Annotated in this window: 20 protein-coding genes; 14 read left to right on the top strand and 6 right to left on the bottom strand. The window is 69.2% G+C overall.

What is annotated here, in order from left to right; translation table 11 throughout:
- Positions 1-2 precede the first annotated feature (2 nt).
- Both ABIS05_RS15945 and ABIS05_RS15950 read left to right on the top strand, forming a co-directional pair.
- Entirely contained in the window at positions 3-800 is a 798-nt protein-coding gene (locus tag ABIS05_RS15945) for a hypothetical protein (RefSeq protein WP_348013789.1), read from the top strand.
- Positions 800-2,080, top strand: a complete 1,281-nt coding sequence (locus ABIS05_RS15950) for a hypothetical protein (RefSeq protein ID WP_348013790.1) — start codon at positions 800-802, stop codon at positions 2,078-2,080. Before ABIS05_RS15945 ends, ABIS05_RS15950 begins: the two co-directional genes overlap by 1 nt.
- A 1-nt stretch (position 2,081) precedes the next feature.
- On the opposite strand, the gene ABIS05_RS15955 is transcribed toward ABIS05_RS15950, so the two are convergent.
- Positions 2,082-3,398 (bottom strand): HipA domain-containing protein, encoded by a 1,317-nt coding sequence (locus ABIS05_RS15955; RefSeq protein WP_348013791.1) that lies wholly within the window; start codon positions 3,396-3,398, stop codon positions 2,082-2,084.
- A gap of 175 nt (positions 3,399-3,573) precedes the next feature.
- Here ABIS05_RS15955 and ABIS05_RS15960 point away from each other — a divergent pair, with 175 nt between their 5' ends.
- Positions 3,574-4,128, top strand: a complete 555-nt coding sequence (locus tag ABIS05_RS15960; protein ID WP_348013792.1) for a TlpA disulfide reductase family protein — start codon at positions 3,574-3,576, stop codon at positions 4,126-4,128.
- A gap of 203 nt (positions 4,129-4,331) precedes the next feature.
- Here ABIS05_RS15960 and ABIS05_RS15965 read toward each other — a convergent pair whose 3' ends face one another.
- The 3 genes from ABIS05_RS15965 to puuE form a co-directional block, all read right to left on the bottom strand.
- Positions 4,332-5,561, bottom strand: a complete 1,230-nt coding sequence (locus tag ABIS05_RS15965; RefSeq protein ID WP_348013793.1) for a M20/M25/M40 family metallo-hydrolase — start codon at positions 5,559-5,561, stop codon at positions 4,332-4,334.
- Between the two features lie 359 nt (positions 5,562-5,920).
- Positions 5,921-7,696, bottom strand: coding sequence for a 2-oxo-4-hydroxy-4-carboxy-5-ureidoimidazoline decarboxylase (uraD, locus tag ABIS05_RS15970; protein ID WP_348013794.1), 1,776 nt, complete (start codon positions 7,694-7,696; stop codon positions 5,921-5,923).
- Positions 7,687-8,643: an allantoinase PuuE gene (puuE, locus tag ABIS05_RS15975; RefSeq protein WP_348013795.1), complete on the bottom strand. Its 957-nt coding sequence runs from the start codon at positions 8,641-8,643 to the stop codon at positions 7,687-7,689. Before puuE ends, uraD begins: the two co-directional genes overlap by 10 nt.
- A gap of 41 nt (positions 8,644-8,684) precedes the next feature.
- On the opposite strand from puuE, the gene uraH reads away from it, so the two are divergent.
- The 8 genes from uraH (at position 8,685) to ABIS05_RS16015 (ending at position 18,662) form a co-directional block, all read left to right on the top strand.
- Positions 8,685-9,038: a hydroxyisourate hydrolase gene (gene uraH, locus ABIS05_RS15980; RefSeq protein WP_348013796.1), complete on the top strand. Its 354-nt coding sequence runs from the start codon at positions 8,685-8,687 to the stop codon at positions 9,036-9,038.
- Entirely contained in the window at positions 9,028-9,795 is a 768-nt protein-coding gene (gene xdhC, locus ABIS05_RS15985; RefSeq protein WP_348013797.1) for a xanthine dehydrogenase accessory protein XdhC, read from the top strand. The genes uraH and xdhC overlap by 11 nt, the downstream gene beginning before the upstream one ends.
- Before the next feature lie 120 nt (positions 9,796-9,915).
- Positions 9,916-10,419, top strand: coding sequence for a Cache 3/Cache 2 fusion domain-containing protein (locus ABIS05_RS15990; RefSeq protein WP_348013798.1), 504 nt, complete (start codon positions 9,916-9,918; stop codon positions 10,417-10,419).
- Between the two features lies 1 nt (position 10,420).
- On the top strand, positions 10,421-12,016 hold the full coding sequence (locus ABIS05_RS15995) for a methyl-accepting chemotaxis protein (RefSeq protein ID WP_348013799.1): 1,596 nt from the start codon (positions 10,421-10,423) through the stop codon (positions 12,014-12,016).
- 302 nt (positions 12,017-12,318) lie between these two features.
- Complete coding sequence (locus ABIS05_RS16000; protein WP_348013800.1) at positions 12,319-13,590, top strand: urate hydroxylase PuuD; 1,272 nt, start codon at positions 12,319-12,321, stop codon at positions 13,588-13,590.
- A complete protein-coding gene (locus ABIS05_RS16005; RefSeq protein ID WP_348013801.1) occupies positions 13,587-14,873 on the top strand; it encodes a glycerate kinase in 1,287 nt (428 codons plus the stop codon). Before ABIS05_RS16000 ends, ABIS05_RS16005 begins: the two co-directional genes overlap by 4 nt.
- Positions 14,874-14,965: 92 nt before the next feature.
- On the top strand, positions 14,966-15,754 hold the full coding sequence (locus tag ABIS05_RS16010; RefSeq protein WP_348013802.1) for an HDOD domain-containing protein: 789 nt from the start codon (positions 14,966-14,968) through the stop codon (positions 15,752-15,754).
- Positions 15,755-15,809: 55 nt separating this feature from the next.
- Positions 15,810-18,662 (top strand): DUF3857 domain-containing protein, encoded by a 2,853-nt coding sequence (locus tag ABIS05_RS16015; protein WP_348013803.1) that lies wholly within the window; start codon positions 15,810-15,812, stop codon positions 18,660-18,662.
- A 25-nt stretch (positions 18,663-18,687) separates the two neighbouring features.
- On the opposite strand, the gene ABIS05_RS16020 is transcribed toward ABIS05_RS16015, so the two are convergent.
- Together ABIS05_RS16020 and ABIS05_RS16025 are read right to left on the bottom strand one after the other, a co-directional pair.
- Complete coding sequence (locus tag ABIS05_RS16020) at positions 18,688-19,482, bottom strand: DUF4349 domain-containing protein (protein ID WP_348013804.1); 795 nt, start codon at positions 19,480-19,482, stop codon at positions 18,688-18,690.
- 40 nt (positions 19,483-19,522) lie between these two features.
- Positions 19,523-20,047, bottom strand: coding sequence for a histidine phosphatase family protein (locus tag ABIS05_RS16025; protein ID WP_348013805.1), 525 nt, complete (start codon positions 20,045-20,047; stop codon positions 19,523-19,525).
- Positions 20,048-20,141: 94 nt separating this feature from the next.
- Between ABIS05_RS16025 and ABIS05_RS16030 the strand changes: the two genes are divergently transcribed.
- From ABIS05_RS16030 to purU, 3 genes are read left to right on the top strand one after another with little or no spacing between them, the layout of a single operon-like run.
- On the top strand, positions 20,142-21,398 hold the full coding sequence (locus ABIS05_RS16030; protein ID WP_348013806.1) for a lipoprotein-releasing ABC transporter permease subunit: 1,257 nt from the start codon (positions 20,142-20,144) through the stop codon (positions 21,396-21,398).
- Positions 21,391-22,077, top strand: coding sequence for a lipoprotein-releasing ABC transporter ATP-binding protein LolD (lolD, locus tag ABIS05_RS16035; protein WP_348013807.1), 687 nt, complete (start codon positions 21,391-21,393; stop codon positions 22,075-22,077). The genes ABIS05_RS16030 and lolD overlap by 8 nt, the downstream gene beginning before the upstream one ends.
- Complete coding sequence (gene purU, locus ABIS05_RS16040) at positions 22,074-22,928, top strand: formyltetrahydrofolate deformylase (RefSeq protein ID WP_348013808.1); 855 nt, start codon at positions 22,074-22,076, stop codon at positions 22,926-22,928. The genes lolD and purU overlap by 4 nt, the downstream gene beginning before the upstream one ends.
- Positions 22,929-22,946 lie beyond the last annotated feature (18 nt).

The raw sequence follows: 22,946 nt of genomic DNA on the forward strand, positions 1-22,946 counted from the left end.
CCATGCGTGCCTTGTTGTTCGCACTGACCCTGCTCTACGCCCCGGCCCAGGCTGCTGTCGTGAGCTGCGCGGCGGCGCCGGGCCGCTTCACCGTGTTGCTCAGCGAGCCCGGCGGTGACGCCATGCCCGACCGCGCGGCCACCGAGCGCTTCCTGAACAAGCTGCAATTCCAGCTCGACCAGGAGCGCGACGAGCGCTGGATCAACCCCAACGCCACGCCGGTGGCCTTCAAGGCCTGCCCCAAGCGCGTGCCGGCGCTGGACGGCAGCGAGTTCAGCCCCGAGCTGGTGGAGCAACTGCATAGCCAGCGCGTGCTGATGGAGGTCTGGGGCGTGGTGGAACGCGAGGGCGGCGTAGCCGGCGGGCCGCTGAGCGCACAGATCAACTACCTGCTGGTGCCGCTGCGCTTCGCGGCGAACCAGAGCGAAATCGTTCCCTCGGGCCTGCAACGCCTGCGCTATCCCGAGGCCGGTGCCGCGCCGACGCAAGACGCCGTGCAGCTGATCTCCAAACCGCTGGACCTGGACGCCTTCATTGCCAGCGCCCTGGGCCTGAAGCTGCTGCGCGAGCACGCGTTCGAGCCGGCGCATGCCAACCTGTGCCGCGCCAGCGGGCTGCTGGGGGCGATGCTCAAGCGGCCGCTGACCGGGCGCAGCAAAACCGAGCTGACGGCGCTGCACGACTTCGTGCTCAGCAGCGCCGGCCGCGTGCTGCGTGAGGCGCTGGCGGACCCGGCCTACCCCAGGACCGGGCTGCTGCGCCTGCAGCTGCCGGCCCAACCCTGCGCGGGAGGCGAGTAATGCGCCACCTCACCTTGCTGCTGTTGACGGCCCTGCTGCCCCTGCAGCTGCTGGCGATGGACATCCGCCCCTGCTCCGACCCGGTCGTGTTCAGCGGCGCGGCGGTGAATGCCCTGGTGCTGCCCTGGCGGGCCCAGAGTGGTTCTCCGGCACTGGAGGCAGCCAGCCGACAGATGTCGGCACTGGCGCAGCTGCAGCTGCTGACGGGCATGCTCAAGTTCGGCTCCATCGGCGTGGTGGACCTGGTGGCCGAACCGCGCCAGGTCTGCGACGTCGACCAGGTGCTGAGCCGCGTCAGCCAGACCGGCGTGGCCAGTGGCCCCAGTGGCCGGCTCAAGGCCGGGCAGGGCGTGGTGGTGCTGTGGGGGCGGTTGTTCGAGCAGGACGGCGAGCTGTTCCTGCAGAGCTACCTTCGCTTTGCCCGCCAGGGCGCCGCCGGGCTGGAGCCCGAGGTGCTCAAGGTGCCGGTGCGTGCCGGTGACGCCACGCTCTCGCTGCAGGCGGCGCTGCCCGCGCAGGCGCTGTCGTTCGCGCCGCGCCGCATCCGGCTGGATGACCTTGCCCGCATCGACGCGGCTTTTCGCGCCGCGCTGCTGGTGCGGCCATCACCCGACCTGGCGGCGCCCGGCGTGGAGATCGGCCGCTCGACGAGCGAGAGCTTCCCCTACTGGGTGGCCGAGACACGCGGCGACTGGCTTCGGTTGGCGCCGATGCGCACGGGGCTGCCGGCCGGCTGGGTGCGGGCGCACACGGGAGATGACACGCCCGAGTGGTCGCTGTCGCGCTGGCTGCCGGAGCTGGACTTTGCCGAGGGCGTGGCCGGCTGGCTGCGCCTGCGCACCGGCGGTGTGCCGGCGGCGCAGCGCCAGCCCATGGCGGACGCGGCCCTGGCCGCACTGGCCCGCTACGAACGCGCGGTGCCGGCGGATCAGGCGCCCTCAGCCTGGGGCCTGGCGGCCGGCTTGCGAGGCCAGCTCGCCTGGGGCTACGAGCAGCGCGAGGCCGCCGCCCAGCACTTCGCCCAGGCCGCGGAGCGCCTGCCCGGCACGGCCGCCGCGCGCCAGACGGCTGCCGTCATGAAGGCCGCGCAACGGCCACTCGACGCGGCGTCCGCCAAGGCGCTGGCCGATGAGCTGCTGGCCGTGCTGGCCCTGGACCCGCACGACACGTTGGTGCGGGCCAATCTGCAGGCCTTGTACCGCCTCTACGCGCAGCGGCCCGACTGGAGCCCGTTCACGGCGGACGAACTGGCCATGCGCCAGCAGCTGCTGGGCGGCTGAATCAGCCCAGCCGCCGGGCCATCTCGCCGGCCACGTCGCGCAGGCCGCCGCTCACGTCGCCCGAACCCGCGAGCGCCGCCCAGAACGCCCGGGCCGGCCCGCGCGCACCGCTGCCCAGCGCCAGCGCGTCGGGCTCGAAGGGCGCGTAATCCGCGGCGCCGCCGAGCATCGCGTCGGGCCGCCAGCGCATGGGCAGCATGCCGTAGACCGGCGCCAGCGTGAAGCGGCCGCGCAGCAGGGCCTTCAGGTCATCACCCGCCACCCACAGCGACAGGTTGCCGCCGTGCATGTGGGTGTTGCCGATCAGCCGGCCGAAATGCCACAGCGCCTGCACCTGCGCTGCGTCCAGCGCCGGTAGGCGCCGCTGCCGCGCCAGCGCCTCGGCCGTGCGCGGCCAGCTCCAGTAGCCGCCCGGCACGAACCCGGCGTGAACGCCGCCAATGGCCACCACATGCCGCCGGCCGTGCAGCCCCACGCGGTCGAAGCGCGTGCTGACGAAGTAGGTGCGCGCGGGCGTGGCGACGATGCGGCTGGGCGCCACCGGCACGCCGTGATCGGCCAGCACGCGTAAGCCCAGGTGCTCGGCGTGCAGCAGGTCGTGCCAGCGCTCGCCGAACGGCGTGCCGCGCGGCGGCGTGAACTTCACGAGCAGCGCCTCGCCGCCCGGGCCGTGGGTCAGGAACTTGGGCTGCTCGCCGCCCGCCGACGATCCTGCCGGCAGCGTGCGCGCGACGTCGGCGGCCAGCGCGTCGAGCGCATCGGCCTCGCTACTCGCGGGCAGCGTCGCGGTGGGCTGATCGGCGTGCTCGGGGGGCGGCTCGCCCAGCGTCAGTGCGCCGGGGTCGTCGTGCAGGTGCAGGGCCGCGAAGAGCTGCGTCTCCAGCCGCCAGGTGGCTGGGTCCGCCGCGACGCCCGGCGCCGCCAGCCGCTGCGCGAGAAGCCGCCCGAGGAACCCTTGCGCCAGCAATGGCGCCAGCAGCCACGGCAGCTCGCCCGTGGTGGTGAGATCGGCGCCGGGCCCGCCGATGTGGAGCACCTCGGGCGACAGCAGCGTCAGGTCGCCGATCCGTTCGATCCGGCCATCCGCCAGGGTGTGGAACAGCGGCTGCCGGCCGCTCGTTGCGTGAATAGATTTCAGCAGCCCGTAGCGGGCGGACCGGGCCTGGCCGAACGACACCACCTGGCCGCCAAGTTTTGCCAGCAACCGCGAAACGCTGGGCTGGCTGCTCTGGGTGATTTTCTGCAGATCCGCCGACGTCAACGGCCCCTGCGCGGCAAGGGCGCCAAGGACGAGTTGATGGTCAAGCCCGGCTTTCATTGCTGGTTCCGGAATAGATTCTGAATAGATACTGTAGCAAACGCCTGACGGCAATGAGCGGGTCAGGGGTTGTGCCAGCGCGCGGGCGCGCTGAAGTGCAAGAGGGCGGGCTTTCCTCGATTTTGGCGGGCGGCCCACGCGGGCATGATCCGCGAACCGTCAGGGAGACAAGCACATGAACGAGACATTGCAGCGCCGTGGCCTGCTGGCCTGGGCAGGCTTCGCCGCGCTGGGCAGCGCACGGGCTGGCGACACGACCGCCGACAAACCCAAGCGGCCGCCGCTGGAGCGCGTTGCCCCCGACGCATCGCTCGGCCGGATGCTGGACGGCACGCAACTCAAGCTCGCCGACTACGACGGCAAGGTTGTCGTCGTGAGCTTCTGGGCCTCCTGGTGTGGCTACTGCCTCGAAGAGTTCCCCTACCTCGACCGATTGCAGCGGGCCGCGCCCGCGGGGCTGCAAGTGGTGTCGGTCAACACCGAGGAGCGCGACGTCTTTCGCAAGCTGTCTCGCGGCCTGGCCGCGCACGTGCAGCTGACGATGGCGTATGACCCGACGAAGACCTGCCAGCAGGCCTTCGAGGCGCCGGGCTCGCTGCCCTACACCGTGGTGCTGCACCGCGACCGGAGCGTCGCTGGCATCAAGTCTGGCTGGGGTGAGGGCAGCCTGAAGGGTTTGGTCGAAACGGTCAACCGAGCGTTGGCGGTGAGGCCGCCCGACGCCGGCTGACAGTCAATCTCTAGGTCTCGTTGCAGCGGTTCGTACATGCTCATGGGCATCGCGCGGCGGCCAGCAGGCCGGCAAAGGCCAGGTTCATCTGCATGGACGGGCCAGCCTCGTCCGGCCCCCCCGGGGGCGCGCGTCCGGGCTGGCGATGGCATCGGTGATGGCCTGCTGCACCCAGGCGTGTGAGCAACGCCTGGCCCGTGCGTTCATGCACCGGAGCGGCGCTCCAGCAGCTCCGCCAGCGTGCGCGCCACCACCTGGGTCGCGCGCTTGAGGTCGTCCAGCACGAGGTGCTCGTCCGCCCGCTTGGCATTGCTCTCCAGCACCGTGCGCGGCCCGGCGCCGTAGATGGCGGCGGGGATGCCCTGCGCCGTGTACAGGCGCACGTCGGTGTAGAGCGGCGTGCCCGAGGTCGGGATGGGTTCGCCAAAGACTTCTTCGCCATGCTTCTGCAGTGCGGCCACCAGCCGCTCGGCGCCGGGCAGCGGCTTCATGGAGTTGGCGAGCAGCAGGCGCTTCATGTCCAGCCGGATGCCGGGAGATTGCGCGACGGTGCTCTCGATCAGCGCGCGCACTTCGGCCTCAACGGCTGCTGGGCTCTCCTCCGGGATCATGCGGCGGTCCAGCTTCAGCACCACCTTGCCGGGCACGACATTGGTGTTGCTGCCGCCCTCGATGCGGCCGACGTTCAGGTACGGATGCGTGATGCCCTCCACCTCGGAGCGCCGCGTCTTCAGCACGTCGTTGTGGGCGTACAGCGCCGTCAACAGCTTGTTGGCGGCCTGCAGCGCGTCGATGCCCGTCTCCGGGTAGGCCGCGTGCGAGGCCAGGCCGTGCAGCGTCACCTCCATCTGCAGGCAGCCGTTGTGCGCGGTGACGACCTGGTAGCTAAAGCCGGCGGCAATCAACAGGTCCGGCCGCGTGACGCCTTCGCGCAATAGCCAGCCCGGGCCCAGCTCGCCGCCGAACTCCTCGTCGTAGGTGAAGTGCAGCTCCACCGCGCCACGCAGCGGCAGGCCGGAGTTCTTCAGCGCTAGCAAGGCAAACGTGTAGGTCGCGAAGTCGCTCTTGCTGACGGCCGACGCACGGCCATACAGCTTGCCGTCGACGATCTCGGCGCCATAAGGGTCATGCGTCCAGCCTTCGCCGGGCGGCACCACATCGCCGTGGGCGTTCAGCGCGATCTTGGGCCCGTAGGTGCCGAAGCGGTGGCGCACGATGAGGTTGGTCACCGACTCCATGCCGCCGCGCTTCACCACCGGTGTGGGCACGACGTGCTTCTCCACGGTGAAGCCCAGCTCGGTCAGCAGCTCGGCGGTGCGATCCGCGTGCGGGGCGTTGTTGCCGGGCGGGGTGTCGGTGGGGATGCGGACGAGGGCTTGCAGGAAGTCAACCTGGTCGGCGAAGTGGGCGTCGATCCACTGATCAATGGGCATGTCTTTACTCATTTCGTAGGTCTTGATGCGATGTCGAGCTGAAGGCAACCGCCTGGAGGGAAAGGTCGGATCACCTTCTCCGGTCCAACTTTCAAATCGCCGACATGCGCGCGAATCGAAGCGTACTGGGGGTCGTCCGGTTCATAGCAGAAATAGCCTTCAGCGACTGGGCGACCGGGCTCCTGCGATCGCAGCCGAAGGCAGATTCGCCCTGAGGCTTCAAGCATGGCCGTCCCGAAGAACTCGATGTCCTGCTTTCGCTGCGGAGTCGTGCAGGACGCAAGCATCGCAATCGCGACGATTGCAGAAACGGAGTACCGATGTCTGAAGCGGTCCGAGGTGTTCGACACGAGCAATCCTCAGATGGCCTTGACGAGGGCCTGAAACGCCTGCACCGCCAGCTCCGCGTCATCCACCGTCACCGACTCCAGCGGGTTGTGGCTGATGCCGCCATTGCCGCCGCGTACGAACAGCATGGCTTGCGGAAGCAGCTCGTGCATCTTCATCGCGTCGTGGCCGGCGCCCGAGGGCAGGCGGTGCAGCGGCAGGCCCAGCTCGGCGACGGCGGCTTCCCAGCGTGCCTGCCAGTCGGCATCGCTCGGCGCCGCGTTGGCGGCCATCGTGGGCTGCAGCGAATAGCTCAGGCCGCGCCGCTGGCAGATGGCGTCCAGCTCGCCGCGCACATCGGCGTCCAGCGCGTCGCGCGCCTCGTCCGTCGTCGCGCGCAGGTCCAGGCTGAAGCGGCAGCGGCCGGGGATGACGTTGATGGAGCCGGAGGGCACCTCCAGCATGCCGACCGTGGCGACCACGTCGGGCGTGGATGCCGCGCGCTTCTCGGCGAACAGGATCAGCTCCGCCACGCCCGCCGCCGCGTCGCGGCGCTGGCCCATCGGCGTGGTGCCGGCGTGGCTGGCCAGGCCGACGATTTCGCCGGTGTAGCGGCGGCTGCCGTTGATGCTGGTGACGATGCCCAGCGGCAAATCGAGGCTGTCGAGCACGGGGCCTTGTTCGATGTGGACTTCGACAAAGCCGAGGTAGCGGCTGCGGTCGCGCACCAAGGCATAGATCGCGGCAGGGCGGGCGGGCAGGCCGGCCGCGCGCATCGCGTCGCGCAGCGTCACGCCGTGGGCATCGGTCTGCTCCAGCCAGGCGGGGTCGAAGGCGCCGGTGAGCGCGCTGGAGGCGAGGAAGGTGGCGGCGTAGCGCTGGCCCTCTTCCTCCGCGAAGCCGATGACCTCGATGCCGAACGGCAGGCGCTTGCCTTGGCGGTGCAGTTCGCGCACGACCAGCATGGGCACGAAGATGCCCAGCCGCCCGTCGAAGCGACCGGCGCGGCGCACGGTGTCGTAGTGGCTGCCCGTGAGCAACCGCTGGTCTCCGGTGCCGTTGTAGACGCCGACGACATTGCCGACCGCGTCGCGGCTCACGTCGTCGAAGCCGCAGTCCCGCATCCACGTCATCAACTGCTCGGCCACCGCAGTGTGGGCAGCTGTGGCGTAGGTGCAGGTCAGGAAGGCCTCGTCCTCGCTGTGCACGGCCAGCTCGGCGGCCCAGTCCCAGAGCTGCTGGCCTAGCACCGGCGTGACGCCGAACTTGTCGTTCAGCCGGATCTCGGCGATGCGGTGGATCTGGCGCAGGCATTCGGCCCGCTCGACGTCCGGATGGGCGCGCAGCCGGCGCTCGAAGGTGGCGATGATTTCCTGCCGCGTGAAGCCGGTCCCACGCGGGCCGCGCACCGCCAGGATGAACGGAAAGCCGAAGCGGGCGTTGTAGTCGGCATTGAGCTTCTGCAGCTTGGCGAACTCCTCCGGCGTGCAGGCGGTCAGCCCCGCCTTCTGCTGCTCGTTCGTCGACTCTGCCGTCAGCTCGCCCGCCACTGCGGCCTTGCCGGCCAGCTCGGGGTGAGCGCGGATCAGGCCCAGTTGCTCATCGACGCTAGCCTCGCGCACGACGCGGGCCAGCGCCACCTTCAACGCGGCCAGCGTCCGATAAGGGCGAGCCGCCGCAGCGCGCTCGGCGATCCACGGCGAGTGTTCGTAGACGCCATCGAGCAGCGCAACAAATTGCGCCGGCGCAGCCGCGTTCAACCGCGTCAGAAAAATCGACTCTGACCCCATATTCGTGTTCATTCCCATGTGAAGGCTGTCCTGGCGTCAAAGGGGTGGACCGTCTTCCAGTGCCGCGCCACGTCCAGCCGCCGGCAAACCCAGACGCGGTCATGCGCCTCGATGTGGTCGAGAAACTTCTGCAGCGCGCGCAGGCGGCCCGGTCGGCCAAGCAGGCGGCAGTGCATGCCGATGCTCATCATCTTCGGGCGCTCGGCACCCTCGGCGTAGAGCACGTCGAAGCTGTCGCGCAGGTATTCGAAGAAGGGCTGGCTGTGGCTGAAGCCCTGCGGCAGCGCGAAGCGCATGTCGTTGCAGTCCAGCGTGTAGGGCACGACGAGATGAGGCGCCAGCTCGCCGTTGGTCTTCTTCACTTGCAGCCAGAAGGGCAGGTCGTCGCCGTAGTAGTCGCTGTCGTACTCGAAGCCGCCGAAGTCCGCCACCAGGCGGCGCGTGGCGTGGCTGTCGCGGCCGGTGTACCAGCCCAGGCCGTGGGGGTCGCGGCCGACCGTCAGGCGTTGCAGCGAGGCCATCGCCTGGGCCATGTGAGCGCGCTCGGTGTCTTCGTCGACGGCCTGGTAGTTCACCCAGCGCCAGCCGTGTGAGGCGATCTCGTGGTTCAGCTCGACGAAGGCCTGTGTCACGTCCGGATGGCGCTCCAGTGCCATGCCGACGCCGAAGACGGTCAGCGGCAGCGCGCGCTGCTCGAACTCCTTCAGCAGCCGCCACACGCCAGCGCGTGAGCCGTATTCGTAGATGCCTTCCATGCTCAGGTGGCGCGCCGGGAAGCTGGGCGGGTTGAACATCTCCGACAGGAACTGCTCGCTGCCGGCGTCGCCATGCAGCACCGAGTTCTCGCCGCCTTCCTCGTAGTTCAGGACGAACTGCACGGCGACGCGGGCCTGGCCCGGCCATTGCGCGTGAGGCGGGTTCTCGCCGTAGCCGATGAGGTCGCGGGGATAGCGTGCTGTGCTCATCCCTACACTTTGCATCAAGCTGCATCAACAACGGAGTGCCGATGGGCAAGCTCACAACACATGTGCTCGACACCGCCAACGGCTGCCCTGCCGCCGGCATGGCCGTGCGCCTTTACCGCTTTGATGCAGAAGGCCTCAAATGGATGCGCAGCCTGCACCTGAATGGGGATGGTCGCGCCGATGGTCCGCTGCTCGACGGCCTCACGTTCACCGTCGGCCGCTATCGCCTCGTCTTTGAAGTGGCCGCGTATTTCCGTGGTCGTGGCGACGCGCTACCCGAGCCTGCTTTCCTCGATGAAGTGCCGCTGGACTTCGGCATCGCCGACGAGGCCGGCCACTATCACGTACCCCTGCTGGCCTCACCCTGGGCCTACTCGACCTACCGTGGAAGTTGAAGCGCTCATCCTCGTGACGGTGTCCCGCACGTCGGGCAGCGTGCCGCGCGAGGTCGGGGCGTGGATGACGGTGCTGCCCGACGGCATCGCCGGCACTGTCGGCGGCGGCCACCTCGAGTTCGACGCCATCGCCCGCGCCCGCACGGCGCTGGCTGGCGGCGAACTGGACGACGAAGTGCGCTACCCGCTAGGCCCCACGCTGGGGCAGTGCTGCGGCGGCGTCGTCTGGCTGCGCTTTGAGCGTGTCGAGGCGGGTGAAGAACTCGCCGCCCGCCTGCCCATCGAGCCTTTGAAACCCGTGGCCTTGTTCGGCGCCGGCCACGTCGGCCAGGCCATCGCCCGCATCGCGCGCGACCTGCCGCTGGCCCTGCACTGGATCGACAGCCGCGCCGATCAATTCCCCGCCGAGCCGCCCGCGCGCGGCTGGCGCCAGGAGGCGCTGGACCCACCCGCCGATGCAGTGAGCGACCTCGCGCCCGGCTCGGCCGTGCTCATCATGAGCCACAGCCACGCCGAGGATTTCGACATCGTGGCCGCCTGCCTGAAGCGCCAGCGCGAACAAGGCGACCTGGCCTTCATCGGCCTCATCGGCAGCCGCACCAAGTGGGCGAGCTTCCGCCAGCGACTGGAGGCGCTCGGCTTCACTGAGGCCGAACGGGATCAAGTCGACTGCCCCATCGGGGTGCCAGGTCTTGCTGGCAAGCAGCCGGCCGTCATTGCTGTGGCGGTATTGGCACAAGTGCTCACTTTGCCGTGACACATTGCACGGGCCGGCGTGATCCGTGACGGAGGCCTTGCGGCTGCTGAGCATGTTGCCGAAGATGAGCCACCCCTTGGGCATTTCTGAGTGGTGTTCGTCAACTGTGGAGACATCGCAATGAAGACCCTCTTCGTCAAGTCGTTCTTGTCCTTGGCCGTGATGGCGCTGCCCTGTGCCAGCTGGGCCCAGGCCAACGATCCCAAGGCCACCATCGCCGAACTCGACGCACGTCTGGCCAAACTGGGTGTTGCCAAGCTGGAAGGCAAGGAGAAGGCGGGTGACAAGGAGGTGCCGGGCCTCTTCTTCGGCCCCCGCAAGGTGAACAACAACTACGACATGGTGGATGACATCAAGAAGAAGAGCGGCGCGACGGCGACGATCTTCGTCAAGGAAGGCGACGATTTCGTCCGCGTCAGCACCAATGTGCTCACGCCGGAGGGCAAGCGCGGTGTCGGCACGACGCTGGCACGCGCCAAGGCCTACGAGGCCGTCAGCAAGGGGCAGGGCTTCTGTGGCGATGTCGACGTGCTCGGCACGCCGTTCTCTGCTTGCTACAACCCGGTAAAGGATGACAAAGGCGCGGTCATCGGCGTGACCTACGTCGGCTTCAAGAAGAGCTGAAGTGCTGGGGCCCGCCAAAGGCGCGCTGGCGGCCATCCGCCGCCGGTTCGGGGGTCTTGCCACCGCGCACAAGCTCGCACTTGCCTTTGGCTGGCTGCTGCTGCTCAGTGCTGGCTTGGGGCTCGCCTCACTGACCTCCTTGAGCCGCGTTCATGAGGCTTCGGGCGAACTGGCGCTGCGCTCGCTGCCGGGCGCGGGCCACCTTGCCGGGGCGCGTGCGGCGCTGCTGGAGTACCGCGAGTTCGAGTTCAAACACGCCACCGCAGCCGATGCCGGCTACATGGACGAATACGCCGAGAAGGTGGGCGCGGCCCTCAAGGCCGCCCAGGAGGCGCTCGCGGCGCACGCGCCGCTTGTCGTCGATGGCGAACAACTGGCGCTGCGCAAGGCGCTGGACAAGAACCTCAAGGCCTATCTGGACGTCGCATCCAAGGTCGTGTCGCTTGGCAAGGGCGGCAAGCAGGAGGACGCCAAGGAGATCAGCGAGGGGGCGGGCAAGTCCAACTTCGACGACATGGTGATGGCGCTCGATCGCCTTTCGGCGGCCGGCTTCAAGGCTGGCGAGGCAGCCGGCCTGAAGGCGGAGGCGGTCTTCATCGATGCCCGCCGCCTGACCTGGGGGCTGGTGCTCGTCAGCGTGCTGTCGGGCCTGGCGCTGGCAGTGCTGCTGTCGCGCAGCCTCGTCAGCGAGCTGGGCGGTGAACCCCGTGAGGCGGCTCGCCAGCTGCGTGCGATTGCCGAGGGTGACCTGACGCAGCACGTGGCCGTCAAGGCGACCGACGACGTGAGCCTGATGGCCAGCCTCGCGCAGATGCAGCAGCGCCTGTCCAGCGTCGTGGCGCAGGTGCGCCAGGGGGCCGAGAGCGTGGCCACGGCCAGCGTGCAGATTGCGATGGGCAACAACGACCTGTCAGAGCGCACCGAGCAGCAGGCGGCGGCGCTGCAGCGCACGGCGGGGTCGATGGAGGCGCTGCGCCAGCAGGCGCTGCTGAGCGCCAGCAATGCCCAGGAAGCCAGCGGCGTGGCCGCGCAGGCCTCGGGCGTCGCGGCCAAGGGCGGCGAGGTGGTGGGCGGCGTGGTGGAAACCATGCGCGGCATTTCGACCAGCTCCAGCCGCATTGCCGAGATCATCGGCGTCATCGACAGCATTGCCTTCCAGACCAACATCCTCGCGTTGAATGCGGCGGTGGAGGCGGCGCGGGCCGGCGAACAGGGCCGCGGCTTTGCCGTCGTCGCCGGTGAGGTACGCAACCTCGCGCAGCGCAGTGCGACGGCGGCCAAGGAGATCAAGCAATTGATCACCGCCAGCGTCGACCAGATCCAGAAGGGCTCGTCGCAGGTGGACCATGCCGGCACCACGATGAAGCAAGTGGTGCAGGCCATCCAGAAGGTGGATCGCATCGTCAACGACATCAGTGCCGCAGGCGCCCAGCAGGCGGCGGGTGTCAACGAGGTCGGCGAGGCCATCGGCGAGATGGACCAGAGCACGCAGCAGAACGCGGCACTTGTCGAGCAGAGCGCTGCGGCCGCCGAGAGCCTGCGGGAGCAGGCGCAGCAGTTGGTGGAGGCGGTCGCCTTCTTCCGCCTCGACCGCTGATACGGGCTCGCAATCAGAGCGATAACTGCGTTGCTTCGCCTTGCCGTGCTGAAGCACTGTCAGCGGCTTTGCGCCTTGTTCTCGCTCTGATTGCGAACCCGTATCGGGCGCGATCTGCGGCGCGCGATGCGGCCAGGAGACGGGCGCGGGCCGGTGCATGGCCGCGCCGACGTGAAGCCTGGCACGGCGGCTGCATACACTCCGGGCCGTCGCAGCGGTGTCGGGGGCGCAGCCCCTGCGGACGCGACGCTTGATGCCCCACAGCACCCGCCGTGGTGGGGCCGGACAAGGAATCACCGCGCATGGACGTCTACCTGCTCGACTGGGCCAGCCTGCTGCTGCGCTGGCTGCACGTCATCACCGTCGTCGCCTGGATAGGCGCGTCGTTCTACTTCGTCTGGCTGGACAACCACCTCGTCAAGCCGACCGCCGACGACGTCAAGGCCAAGGGCGTTGACGGCGAACTCTGGGCCGTGCACGGCGGCGGCTTCTACAACCCGCAGAAGTACATGGTGGCGCCGAGCAATCTGCCGCACGACCTCCATTGGTTTTATTGGGAGAGCTACTGGACGTGGATGAGCGGCTTCGCGCTCTTCCTCGTTCTGTATCTCTTCAACGCCAGCCAGATGCTGATCGACCCGCGTGTGTACGTGTGGGCCGCCCCGTGGCAGGCCGTGTGCGCGGCGCTCGGCTTCCTCGTCGTCGGCTCGGCGGTCTACGACATCGCCTGCCAGGCGCTGGGCCGCACGCGCGACGGCAACATCGGCAACGATGGCCGCGTGATGGCCGTCGTGGTGGCCTTCGTCATCTTCGAGAGCTGGCTGGCCTGCCAGCTGTTCGCCGGCCGCGCCGCCTTCCTCATCGTCGGTGCCACGCTCGCGACCATGATGACGGCCAACGTCGCGCACTGGATCATCCCGGGCCAGAAGAAGGTCATCGCGCAGATGCGCGCGGGGCAGAAGCCCGACCCGATCTACGGCCAGCGCGGCAAGCAGCGCAGCGTGCACAACACCTACTTCGGCCTGCCGGTGCTCATTGCGATGCTGAGCAACCATTACGGCATGCTGCACCAGCACCCGCAAAACTGGGTCGTGCTGTGCGTGCTGATGGCGGCGGGCATCGCCATTCGCATCTTCTTCGTGAAGCGGCACAAGGGCGTCAACAGCTGGGGTTCTGTGGCGCTCGCGTTGGCGCTGCTGGCCGGCCTCATCGCGTGGATGGCGCCTGAGTCGCGCGCGGACGGGGCGGACCCGCGGGCGAACGAGGTGACGATGCTGTCCCGGGTGCAGATGCATCGGCCATCGGACGGTGCTTCGATGCCTGATCCGGCAGCCATCCGTTCTGCGGCGATGGACCTGGCGGCGCGAGCGGTCATCCAGCAGCGTTGCGTGATGTGCCACACCGGCGAAGTCGCGCAAAAGGGCGTGCGGCTGGACTCGGCCGAGGCGCTGACCGCGCGCAAGGCCCAGATCTACCAGCAGGTCATCGTGCAGCGCGCCATGCCGTTGAACAACGCGACCGGCTTGACCGACGATGAGCGAGCGTTGATCGGCCGCTGGGCGCTGCAGAAATGACGCCGGACCCGCGCGCGCTGCTGCGCCAGCTCTACGACGTGGCCGTCGCGCGGGCGCTGCCGGGCCGCGTGCTGGCGGCGCATCTGCCGCCGCCGCCCAAGGGAAAGACATTGGTGCTTGGCGCCGGCAAGGCGGGCGGGGCCATGGCGCAGGCGCTGGAGGCTGCGTGGCCGGCTGACGCGCGGTTGTCGGGCCTCGTCATCACGCGCTACGGCCATATGCCCAAAGGCTGGCGGCCGCGTCGGCTGGAAGTTGTCGAAGCCGCCCACCCCGTGCCCGATGCCGCTGGCCTGGCCGCCACGCAAAAGCTGCTCGCGCTGACGCAAGGCCTCACCGCCGACGACCTCGTCATCTGCCTCATCTCCGGTGGCGGCTCGGCGCTGCTGAGCCTGCCGGCGCCCGGCCTTCTGCTTTCCGACAAGCAGGCCGTCAACCGCGCGCTGCTCAACAGCGGCGCGGGCATTGCCGAGATGAACTGCGTGCGCAAGCACCTGTCGGCCGTCAAGGGCGGGCGCCTGGCTGCGGCCTGCGCGCCGGCGCGCGTGCTGACGTTGGCGATCAGCGACGTGCCCGGCGACGACCCAGCCGTCATCGCTTCCGGCCCCACGGTGGCCGATGCGTCCACCTGCGCCGACGCGCTGGCCATCTGCCGCCGCTACCGCATCGACCTGCCCGCTGCCGCCCGTGCGGGCCTCACGTCGGGCGAGTTCGAGACGCCCAAGCCCGGCGACGAGCGCTTGGCCGGCCACGAGCTGGTCATGCTCGCCACGCCGCAGATGAGCCTCGAAGCCGCCGCCGACGCAGCCCGCACGCAAGGCATGGCGGCCTACATCCTGAGCGACGAGATTGAGGGCGAGTCCCGCGTCATCGGCGGCATGCACGCGGCGCTCGCCCGCGCCGTCGCGCGCCGGGGTGAGCCCTTCGCCAGGCCTTGCGTCATCCTGTCCGGCGGCGAGACGACGGTCACCGTCGACGCCGCCAAACCCACAGGGCAGGGAGGCCGCGCCACCGAGTTCCTGCTCGGCTGCGCGCTGGCCCTGCAGGGCGAGCCCGGCGTCTACGCGCTGGCCGCCGACACCGACGGCATCGACGGCGTCGGCCCGCACGCCGGTGCGCTGTTGACGCCCACCAGCCTGGCCCGCGCCCGGGCTTTGGGCTTGAATCCGCAAGCGCTGCTGGACGGCCATGACAGCGCCAACTTCTTCGCGCCACTGGGTGATCTGCTGAACCCCGGGCCCAGTTTCACCAACGTGAATGACTTCCGCGCGTTGCTGATTGTTTAGGGCCGGCAAAGCCGTGGCGCGACGCGGACCCTCGTCCTAGACTGGTTTGCACCCAGTGTCGGGACTTCGTCAAGCACAACGCCCTGCCCACCATGCCCGAGGTGGCCGCGCGGCTGCTGAAGAGCTTTGACGACGACAACGTCGGCCTGGCCCAGCTCGCGGCGCTGATCGAGAAGGACGGCGCGCTGACCGCCAAGGTGCTGCGCCTGGCCAACTCGGCCCACTACAGCCCCTCGCACCAGATTTCCACCGTCATCGACGCCGCCCACGCGCTGGGCCTGGAGACGCTGCGCAACCTCGCCATGGCCGCCTGCGTGAGCGGCGCCTTCCCCAAGGTGCAGGGCCTGGACCGCACCGTGTTCTGGCGCCACAGCGTCGCCACGGCCAGCTACGCGCGCATCTTGGCCCGCATGCTCGGGGCTGACGCCGCCACCGCTGACACCGCCTACCTCGCCGGCCTGATGCTGCGCACCGGCCAACTGCTGATGGCCATCGACGCGCCGCAGCTGGTGGCCGACGTGGAGGCTCACGCCGCCGAGCCCGGCAGCCGCTTCTCGCTGGAGGAGCACCGCTTTGGCTGCACGCATGCCGACGTGACGGCGTCTCTGGCCGAGCACTGGCACTTCCCGGACCGCATGGTCGAGGCCTTCAAGGACGCCAACGCGCCGCTGGAGATCCGCCCCTTCTCGCTGATCGCCGCTGTGCTGCAGGTGGCCGAAGTGCTGGCCGACGCCGCCGAGCATCACGACGAGCCGGTGCATGCGCTGAAGGTGGCGGTGCCCGAACTGATCGAGCATCTGCATTTGGACCTCGAACTGCTGGCCGCCAAGGTGGCTGCGGCGGGCGACCCGGCGGCTGAAGTCGAGCAACTGCTGCACTGACGGCGGCGCGCGCCCGGCACCCGCACAATTGGGCGGAGATGCCGGGAGGAATGGGATGAGTTCGAAATTCTGGCCAGCCTTTGCGCTGGTCTTGTCGTTAGGCATCGCCCAGGCGCAGACCCCGCCCAAACCGACCGCCGCCAAGGCAGCCACCAAGCCCGCCTCGCTTTACCCCGCCGTGCCCGCCGGCGCCGGCTACCGCTTCGGCCCGGTGCCGGCCTGGGTCAAACCCCTGCCCGAGGCGAGTGCCGCCACCGCCAAGCCGCCCGCACCGGGCGCCAAGGCCAGGCGCGAGGCGCTGGTCGACATCCAGGTGCAGCTCGCGCCCAAGTCGGCCACCTGGCTGCATCTGCAGCACGTCGCGCTGGACACGTCCACGCTGCGCGAGGTGTCCGAGCCGCAGATCAACTTCAACCCGGCCTACCAGCAGCTCGTCATCCACCAGGTCGGCGTCATCCGCGACGGTCAGCGGCTTGAGCGGCTGAAGGACGCCCGCATCGAGCTGATGCGCCGCGAGCAGTTGCTGGAGCGCCAGATGATCGACGGCGTGCGCACCGCGCTGGTCGTCATCAGCGACGTGCGCGTGAACGACATCGTCGACGTGGCCTACACGCTGGTCGGCGAGAACCCGATCTTCGATGGCCGCTTTGCCGCGCTGCTGCCGGTGGCGGGCGACGTGCCCATCGACCGCCTGCACCTGCGCGTGGAGGGCCCGGCCGAGCGGCGGCTGCAGGTGAAGAGCCTGGCCATCGACCTGCAACCGGAGCGCTTCGAGGAGAACGGCCGCCAGGTCTTGCGCGTGCTGCGTGAGCATGTGGCGCCCGTCGCGGAGGAGGCCGCCACGCCGCCGTGGTTCAAGGTCTACCCGGCCATCCACATCAGCGAGTACGGCAACTGGGCCGACGTCAACCAGTGGGCGATGACGCTCTTTGCGGCCGAGCCGGCCAACGCGGCGGTGGCCGAGCGCGTCGCTGCCATCAAGGCCGAGGGTGGCACGCCCGAGCAGCAGGTGGCCGCCGCGCTGCGCTTTGTGCAGGACGAGGTGCGCTACTTCTCCGCCAGCCTTGGTGAAAGCTCGCACCGCCCCAAGCCGGCCTCGCGCACGCTGGCCGAGCGCCTGGGCGATTGCAAGGACAAGACCATGCTGCTGAACGCGCTGCTGACCGGCCTGGGGCTGGATGCGCGGCCCACGCTGGTCTCGGTGCAGCGCAACCGCGGCATCAACAACTTCCTGCCCTCGCATGACGTGTTCGACCACGTCATCAGCCGCGTGCAGATCGGCGAGCAGATCTACTTTCTTGACTCCACGCTGAACGGCCAGGGCCTGTCGCTGGAGAAGCGCGGCTACCTGCCCTACGGCGCCGGCCTCGTCGTTGCCGCCGGCACCGAGGCGCCGGTGGCCATCCAGCCACCTGCCTTCGCGGTGGATTCACTGAGCTATCGGCAGGACTGGGACCTGGCTGACCTCAAGCGCCCGGCGCGGCTGACCACCTCATTCAAGGCCTCGGGCCTGGCCGCCGAGCGCTGGCGCGCCGCTGCGGCCCAGGCAGGCACGGACCGCATCGCCGAAGGCATCGGCGGGCACTACGTGAAGGCCTTGCCCGGCCTCGTCAGCGTCGGCACGCCGCAGCTCGTGGACGACCGAGCGGCCAACGAGATCGAGCTCAAGCTCAGTTTCGAGCACCCCGCGCCCGGCCAGTACCAACGCGGCATGCTGGAGATCGAGCTGCCCGCCATCGAGCTGGGCGACGCGCTGGCCTTGCCGCCCGAGGCGCGCCGTCGCCAACCCTTCATGCTGGATGGCGCCCGCCACATGGAGCTGCGCATCACGCTCGCCGGCCCCCACCCCATCACCACGCAGGGCCCGGCGCCGCAGCAGGTCAGCGACAAGCATTTCAGCTTCCACGCACGGGTGGAAAACCAGGGCGGCAAGCTGGTGTCCCTCAGCCGCTACGAGCGCCGTGGCGACGAGGTGCTGCCGGCGGATCTCGACACCTACCGCGAGCGCATCGGCCGCGCCCGCCTGCTGTCGGGCAGCCGCGTGCGCCTGTCGTTGATCGACTTCCACGACAAGGCGCTGGTGGCCGAGTTCGGCGCCATCGACCGCCGCCTGGTCAAGTTCCAGGCCGCCCGGCCCGACGCGCTGCTGCAGATCCTGCAGACCAGCGAGGTCACCCGCCTCGTCGGCCTCACCCTCGTTCCCAGGCTGGAGCCGGGCAGCCGCCTGGCCGCGCGCGTGCTGGCCGAGCGCGCCCAGGCCAGCAACACGCTGGGCGACTTTGCCGCCGGCCTGAGCGACGCCGAACTGGCGTTGAAGGCCGACCCGCCCACCGAGGACGCCGCCGCCGCGCTGGAGGCCAAGGGCGTCGCCCTGATCGGCCTGGCCCGCCCCGCCGAAGCGCTGGCGGCCTTCAACAGCCAGGCCCAACTCGGCAGCAGCAACCCGCCCGGCGCCTGGCTGGGCACGGCCCATTTCATGCTGGGCGACTACGCCCGCGCCGAAGCCGTGCTGCGCGACAACGCTGCCAACGTCAGCGGCGAGGCCCGCCACTTCACGCTGCTGTGGCTCTACTTGGCGACCGAGCGCCAGGGCGGCCGCGGCAAGGCGGCGATTGCCGGCGAGGTGGCCAATGTCGCCAGCGGTGGCGACGAGTGGGGCGGCCTGCTGCTGCGCTACCTCGGCGGCGCGCTGGACCGCGATGCGTTGCTGAAGGCCGCCAAGGCCAAGCCCGACCAGGAACGCCTGCGCCTGGCCGAGGCCTATTTCTTCATCGGCCAGCAACTGGCCGCCCAGGGCCGGCGCGGCGAGGCGCTGCCGTGGTTCGAGCGCACGCTGACGACGCAGGCGGTGCCGTACCGGGAGTTCACGTTGGCGCAGTGGGAGTTGAAGCGCGGCGTGTCGCCCTGATCCGGCACGGTGCCGCCGGTATCCATCAATGCGGCTTGCGTCGACGCCAGAGCTTGCGGGTGATCCACACAGCCAGACCGATGACGAAGGTCCAGGGCAGCAGGTAGGCCACGCCCGTGATGGCGGTGGCGACGCCCTGGGAAAGGCTGCCGCCGAAGTCCGACGCGGCGAGCGAGATCGGTCGCCAGAACGAGCGGTTCTGCTCTGAGCGAATGGCGACTTCGAGGATCTCCGTCTCCACCCGTTGCAGCAGGTGGGCTTGCGAGCCACTTGCTGCCTCCAGCTCGCCCTGGACCTCCGCCAACTCGTGTGTGACCTTGATCAACGCATCGACGTCATTGCCGGAGCGCTTGCGCAAGGCCTCGAGTTCGGTGCGATAGGTCGTCAACATCGCGAGCTTCTTCTCGCCATCGCTGATGGGACGGGCGAGATCCTCGGCTTGCGTGGACTGGTCTGTGATGTCGGCCTGCTTGCCCAACGCCGCGATCAGCTTGGGGATGCCACTCGGCTGCATGCGCAACTGCAGGGATGCGGTTGCGAACCGACCCGTGCTGATACGCGACTCCAGCACGGTGCAGCCCTCGGCCGAGGCCGCGCGGCAAGCGGCCAGGGCCACCTCATGGATCGCGGCGACCTTGTCCTCCTGCGCATCGATGCGGATCGAGTGCTTGTAGGCCAGCGTGCGGCGGGCGCTGTCCGTCGCAGCGCCGGCTGCGGTTGCTGCCGCCGGGGCCACGTTCTTGGCCATGCCGTATTCGCTCTTCTCGGAGCAGCCGGCGAGGGCGACAAGGAGCAGGCAGGTGATCAGCAGACGAGTCATCGGATCTCCGACGTGAATTGCGCGGCGATTGTGTAGGGTTTCATAGGCAGCCGGCCGCAGGTGCCGCGCTGGGCGCACCGTAGCTGAGCTGCATCCAGCCGGCGCCTGGGCGCAGCACGAATACGTGATGAAAGCTGGTCTCGCACAAGTCGGGCAGCTTCGGCCCGCCCAGCGCTGCCAGGATGGCTGGCACCGTGTTGCTGTGGCCGACGAGGAGCACGACGCCGTTCTGAGCCCGCACGGCCTCGGCCACCGCCAGCACATGCCCAGCCTTGGCGTCGATCGTCTGCGGCTTAATGCCCATCGCCTTGGCCAGCGGCGCCGCCGTGTCGCGCGTGCGGCGGTACTGCGTCGTCAGAATGGCATTGACGCGTAGCCCGGCCAGCGCTTCGGCCAGCGCCGCCGCACGCTGCTCGCCGGCGGGCGTCAGGGCCGGGTCGCCTGCGGGTTCGGTGGCGCGCTCGGCATGGCGAACGAGGATGACCAGATCGGGCAGGGCGTTGGCGGACGAGGCGAGAAGCGTTGTCAGTAACAACGCTGCGGGAAGGACAGACAAGGGCTTCATCGCATCTCCACACAAGGGCGCACGCCATTCTCGCCACGGGCCGCCAGTTACCATGCCGGCCCCATGCCGCACGTCTTTTCCCCGCCCCATTCCCATGACCTTGCCGTTTGAACTCCAGGTCGGCTGGCGCTACGTCCGCGCCGGTCGTGGCGGGCGGCGCAACCGCTTCATCAGCTTCATCTCCGGTGCGTCCATGGTGGGCATCGCGTTGGGCGTGATGGCGCTGATCGTCGTGCTGTCGGTCATGAACGGTTTCCAGCAGGAAGTGCGTGACCGCATGCTCAACGTCATCGCGCATGTGGAGCTGCTGGACGCCGCCGGCCAGGCGCTGTCCGACTGGCAGGCCACGGCCGCCAAGGCGCGGCAGAACCCCGAGGTCATCGGCGCGGCGCCCTTCGTCGCCAGCCAGAGCCTGATCGCGCGCGGCGAGGACATGCGCGGCGCCATCATCCGCGGCATCTCGCCGGCCGAAGAAGCCACGGTCACCGGCCTGGGCGCGCAGCTCCGGGACACGGCCTACGCCAAGCTCGTGCCGGGGGGCTGGAACATCGTGCTGGGGGCCGAGCTGGCCCGGCAACTGAACGTCGGCGAGGGCGACAAGATCACCGTCGTCTCGCCCGGCGGCCAGGTCACGCCGGCCGGTGTCGTGCCGCGTCTGAAGAGCTTCAACGTGGTCGGCATCTTCAACTCCGGCCATTACGAGTACGACTCCGGCTTGGCGCTGGTGCATGTGGAAGACGCGGCCAAGCTTTTCCGCACGGGCGGCCCGACCGGCGTGCAGCTCAAGCTGAGCGACGTGCACGACGCCCGCCGCGTTGCCGCCGAACTGGCCGGCCGCATGGGGCCGGACATCCGCGTGCGCGACTGGACGCGATCTAACGCGACGTGGTTCGACGCCGTGCAGATCGAGAAACGCATGATGAGCATCGTGCTGACGCTGATCGTCATGGTGGCCGCGTTCAACCTCGTCACCACGCTGGTGATGACGGTGACCGACAAGCAGAGCGACATCGCCATCCTGCGCACGCTCGGCGCCAGCCCGCGCTCGATCATGAGCATCTTCATCGTGCAGGGCGCGGTGTCGGGCGTCATCGGCACGCTGGCCGGCGTGGTGTTGGGGCTGTTGATCGCCTTCAACATCGACATCATCGTGCCGGCCATCGAGCACCTGCTCAACGTCAGCTTCCTGCCGGGCAGCATCTACCTCATCAGCCAGATGCCCAGCGACCCCCAGCAGGGCGACATCGTCCCCATCGCTCTCGTCTCGCTGGGCCTGGCCTTCCTGGCCACGCTCTACCCGAGCTGGCGCGCCAGCCGCGTGCAACCGGCGGAGGCGCTGCGCTATGAGTGAACTTCTCTTGCAGGCCACGGGCCTGACGCGCCGCTTCAGCGAAGGCAGCCTCGACGTGACCGTGCTTCGCGGCGTGGACCTGAACGTGAGGCGCGGCGAGACGTTGGCCATCGTTGGCGCGTCCGGCTCGGGCAAGTCAACGCTGCTGCATCTGCTGGGCGGGCTGGATCAGCCCACGTCCGGCAGCGTCACGCTGATGGACAAGCCGCTCGCGGCGATGGACGAGGCCGAGCGCGGCCGCTGGCGCAACCAGCACCTGGGCTTCGTCTACCAGTTCCACCATCTACTGCCCGAGTTCTCAGCGCTCGACAACGTCGCCATGCCTCTGCGCATCCGCCGCCAGCCGCCCGCCCAGGCTCGCGAGGTGGCGGCCGAAATGCTGGCCCGCGTCGGCCTCAAGGAGCGCGCGCTGCACCGCCCGTCCGAACTCTCCGGCGGTGAACGCCAGCGCGTGGCCATCGCGCGCGCCCTCGTCACCCGCCCGGCCTGCGTGCTGGCCGACGAACCCACCGGCAACCTCGACCGTGACACCGCCAACGCCGTCTTCGCGCTGATGCTGGAGCGCGCCCGCGAGCAGGGCACCGCCTTCGTCCTCGTCACCCACGACCGCGAACTCGCGGCGCGCTGCGACCGGCAACTGCTGCTGGTGGCGGGCCAATTCCAATCCACTCCCGCATGAATCCGCGCTTCGTCCTCAAGCTCTCCTGCCCCGACCGCGCGGGCATCGTTCACGCCGTCACCGGCGTGCTGCTGCGCGAGGGCGGCAACATCATCACGTCGCATCAGCACGGCGACGCGGACCATGCGCGCTTCTTCATGCGCATCGAGTTCGAGGCGCAGGCCGAAGAGGCCGCGCTGCAAGCCGCCTTCACACCGCTGGCCGCCGAGTTCGGCATGGACTGGGAACTGGTGGCCCGCGCTCGCAAGACCCGCGTGCTGCTGCTCGTCTCCAAGCTCGGCCACTGCCTGAACGACCTGCTGTTCCGCGTGAAGACGGGGCACCTGCCCATCGAGATCCCGGCCATCGTCTCCAACCACCGCGAGTTCTACCAACTCGCGGCCTCGCACAACATTCCCTTCCACCACTTCCCGCTGTTCGGCGCCACCGACGCGCAAAAAGCAGCCCAGGAAGACAAGATCCGCGAAGTGGTGGCGGACAACCAGATCGACCTCGTCGTGCTGGCCCGCTACATGCAGATCCTGTCGCCCGAGCTGTGCCGTGATTTGAGCGGCAAGGCCATCAACATCCACCACAGCTTTTTGCCCAGCTTCAAGGGTGCCAAGCCCTATCACCAGGCCTACGAGCGCGGTGTGAAGCTCATCGGTGCGACGGCCCACTACGTGACCAGCGACCTCGACGAGGGCCCGATCATTGAGCAGGAAGTGGCGCGCATCGACCACAGCATGCCGCCCGAGCAGCTGGTGGGCATCGGCCGCGACATGGAATGCGTGGCGCTGGCGCGGGCCATCCAGTGGCATGCGGAGCACCGAGTGCTGTTGAACGGCAACCGGACGGTGGTGTTTCGCTGACGCCTAAACTCAGGGCGT

Source organism: Roseateles sp. (assembly GCF_039929605.1).
In the GTDB taxonomy this organism is placed as follows: domain Bacteria; phylum Pseudomonadota; class Gammaproteobacteria; order Burkholderiales; family Burkholderiaceae_C; genus Pelomonas.

Bases quoted from the DNA above. Each gene is read 5' to 3' on its own strand.
- ABIS05_RS16005 (WP_348013801.1), top strand. From the start codon at position 13,587: ATGACGCCGGACCCGCGCGCGCTGCTGCGCCAGCTCTACGACGTGGCC.
- puuE (WP_348013795.1), bottom strand. From the start codon at position 8,643: ATGAGCACAGCACGCTATCCCCGCGACCTCATCGGCTACGGCGAGAAC.
- ABIS05_RS16010 (WP_348013802.1), top strand. From the start codon at position 14,966: ATGCCCGAGGTGGCCGCGCGGCTGCTGAAGAGCTTTGACGACGACAAC.
- ABIS05_RS15960 (WP_348013792.1), top strand. From the start codon at position 3,574: ATGAACGAGACATTGCAGCGCCGTGGCCTGCTGGCCTGGGCAGGCTTC.
- lolD (WP_348013807.1), top strand. From the start codon at position 21,391: ATGAGTGAACTTCTCTTGCAGGCCACGGGCCTGACGCGCCGCTTCAGC.
- uraH (WP_348013796.1), top strand. From the start codon at position 8,685: ATGGGCAAGCTCACAACACATGTGCTCGACACCGCCAACGGCTGCCCT.
- ABIS05_RS15990 (WP_348013798.1), top strand. From the start codon at position 9,916: ATGAAGACCCTCTTCGTCAAGTCGTTCTTGTCCTTGGCCGTGATGGCG.
- ABIS05_RS16020 (WP_348013804.1), bottom strand. From the start codon at position 19,482: ATGACTCGTCTGCTGATCACCTGCCTGCTCCTTGTCGCCCTCGCCGGC.
- purU (WP_348013808.1), top strand. From the start codon at position 22,074: ATGAATCCGCGCTTCGTCCTCAAGCTCTCCTGCCCCGACCGCGCGGGC.
- uraD (WP_348013794.1), bottom strand. From the start codon at position 7,696: ATGGGAATGAACACGAATATGGGGTCAGAGTCGATTTTTCTGACGCGG.
- ABIS05_RS15955 (WP_348013791.1), bottom strand. From the start codon at position 3,398: ATGAAAGCCGGGCTTGACCATCAACTCGTCCTTGGCGCCCTTGCCGCG.
- ABIS05_RS15950 (WP_348013790.1), top strand. From the start codon at position 800: ATGCGCCACCTCACCTTGCTGCTGTTGACGGCCCTGCTGCCCCTGCAG.
- ABIS05_RS15965 (WP_348013793.1), bottom strand. From the start codon at position 5,561: ATGCCCATTGATCAGTGGATCGACGCCCACTTCGCCGACCAGGTTGAC.
- ABIS05_RS16000 (WP_348013800.1), top strand. From the start codon at position 12,319: ATGGACGTCTACCTGCTCGACTGGGCCAGCCTGCTGCTGCGCTGGCTG.
- ABIS05_RS15945 (WP_348013789.1), top strand. From the start codon at position 3: ATGCGTGCCTTGTTGTTCGCACTGACCCTGCTCTACGCCCCGGCCCAG.
- ABIS05_RS16015 (WP_348013803.1), top strand. From the start codon at position 15,810: ATGAGTTCGAAATTCTGGCCAGCCTTTGCGCTGGTCTTGTCGTTAGGC.
- ABIS05_RS16030 (WP_348013806.1), top strand. From the start codon at position 20,142: ATGACCTTGCCGTTTGAACTCCAGGTCGGCTGGCGCTACGTCCGCGCC.
- ABIS05_RS16025 (WP_348013805.1), bottom strand. From the start codon at position 20,047: ATGAAGCCCTTGTCTGTCCTTCCCGCAGCGTTGTTACTGACAACGCTT.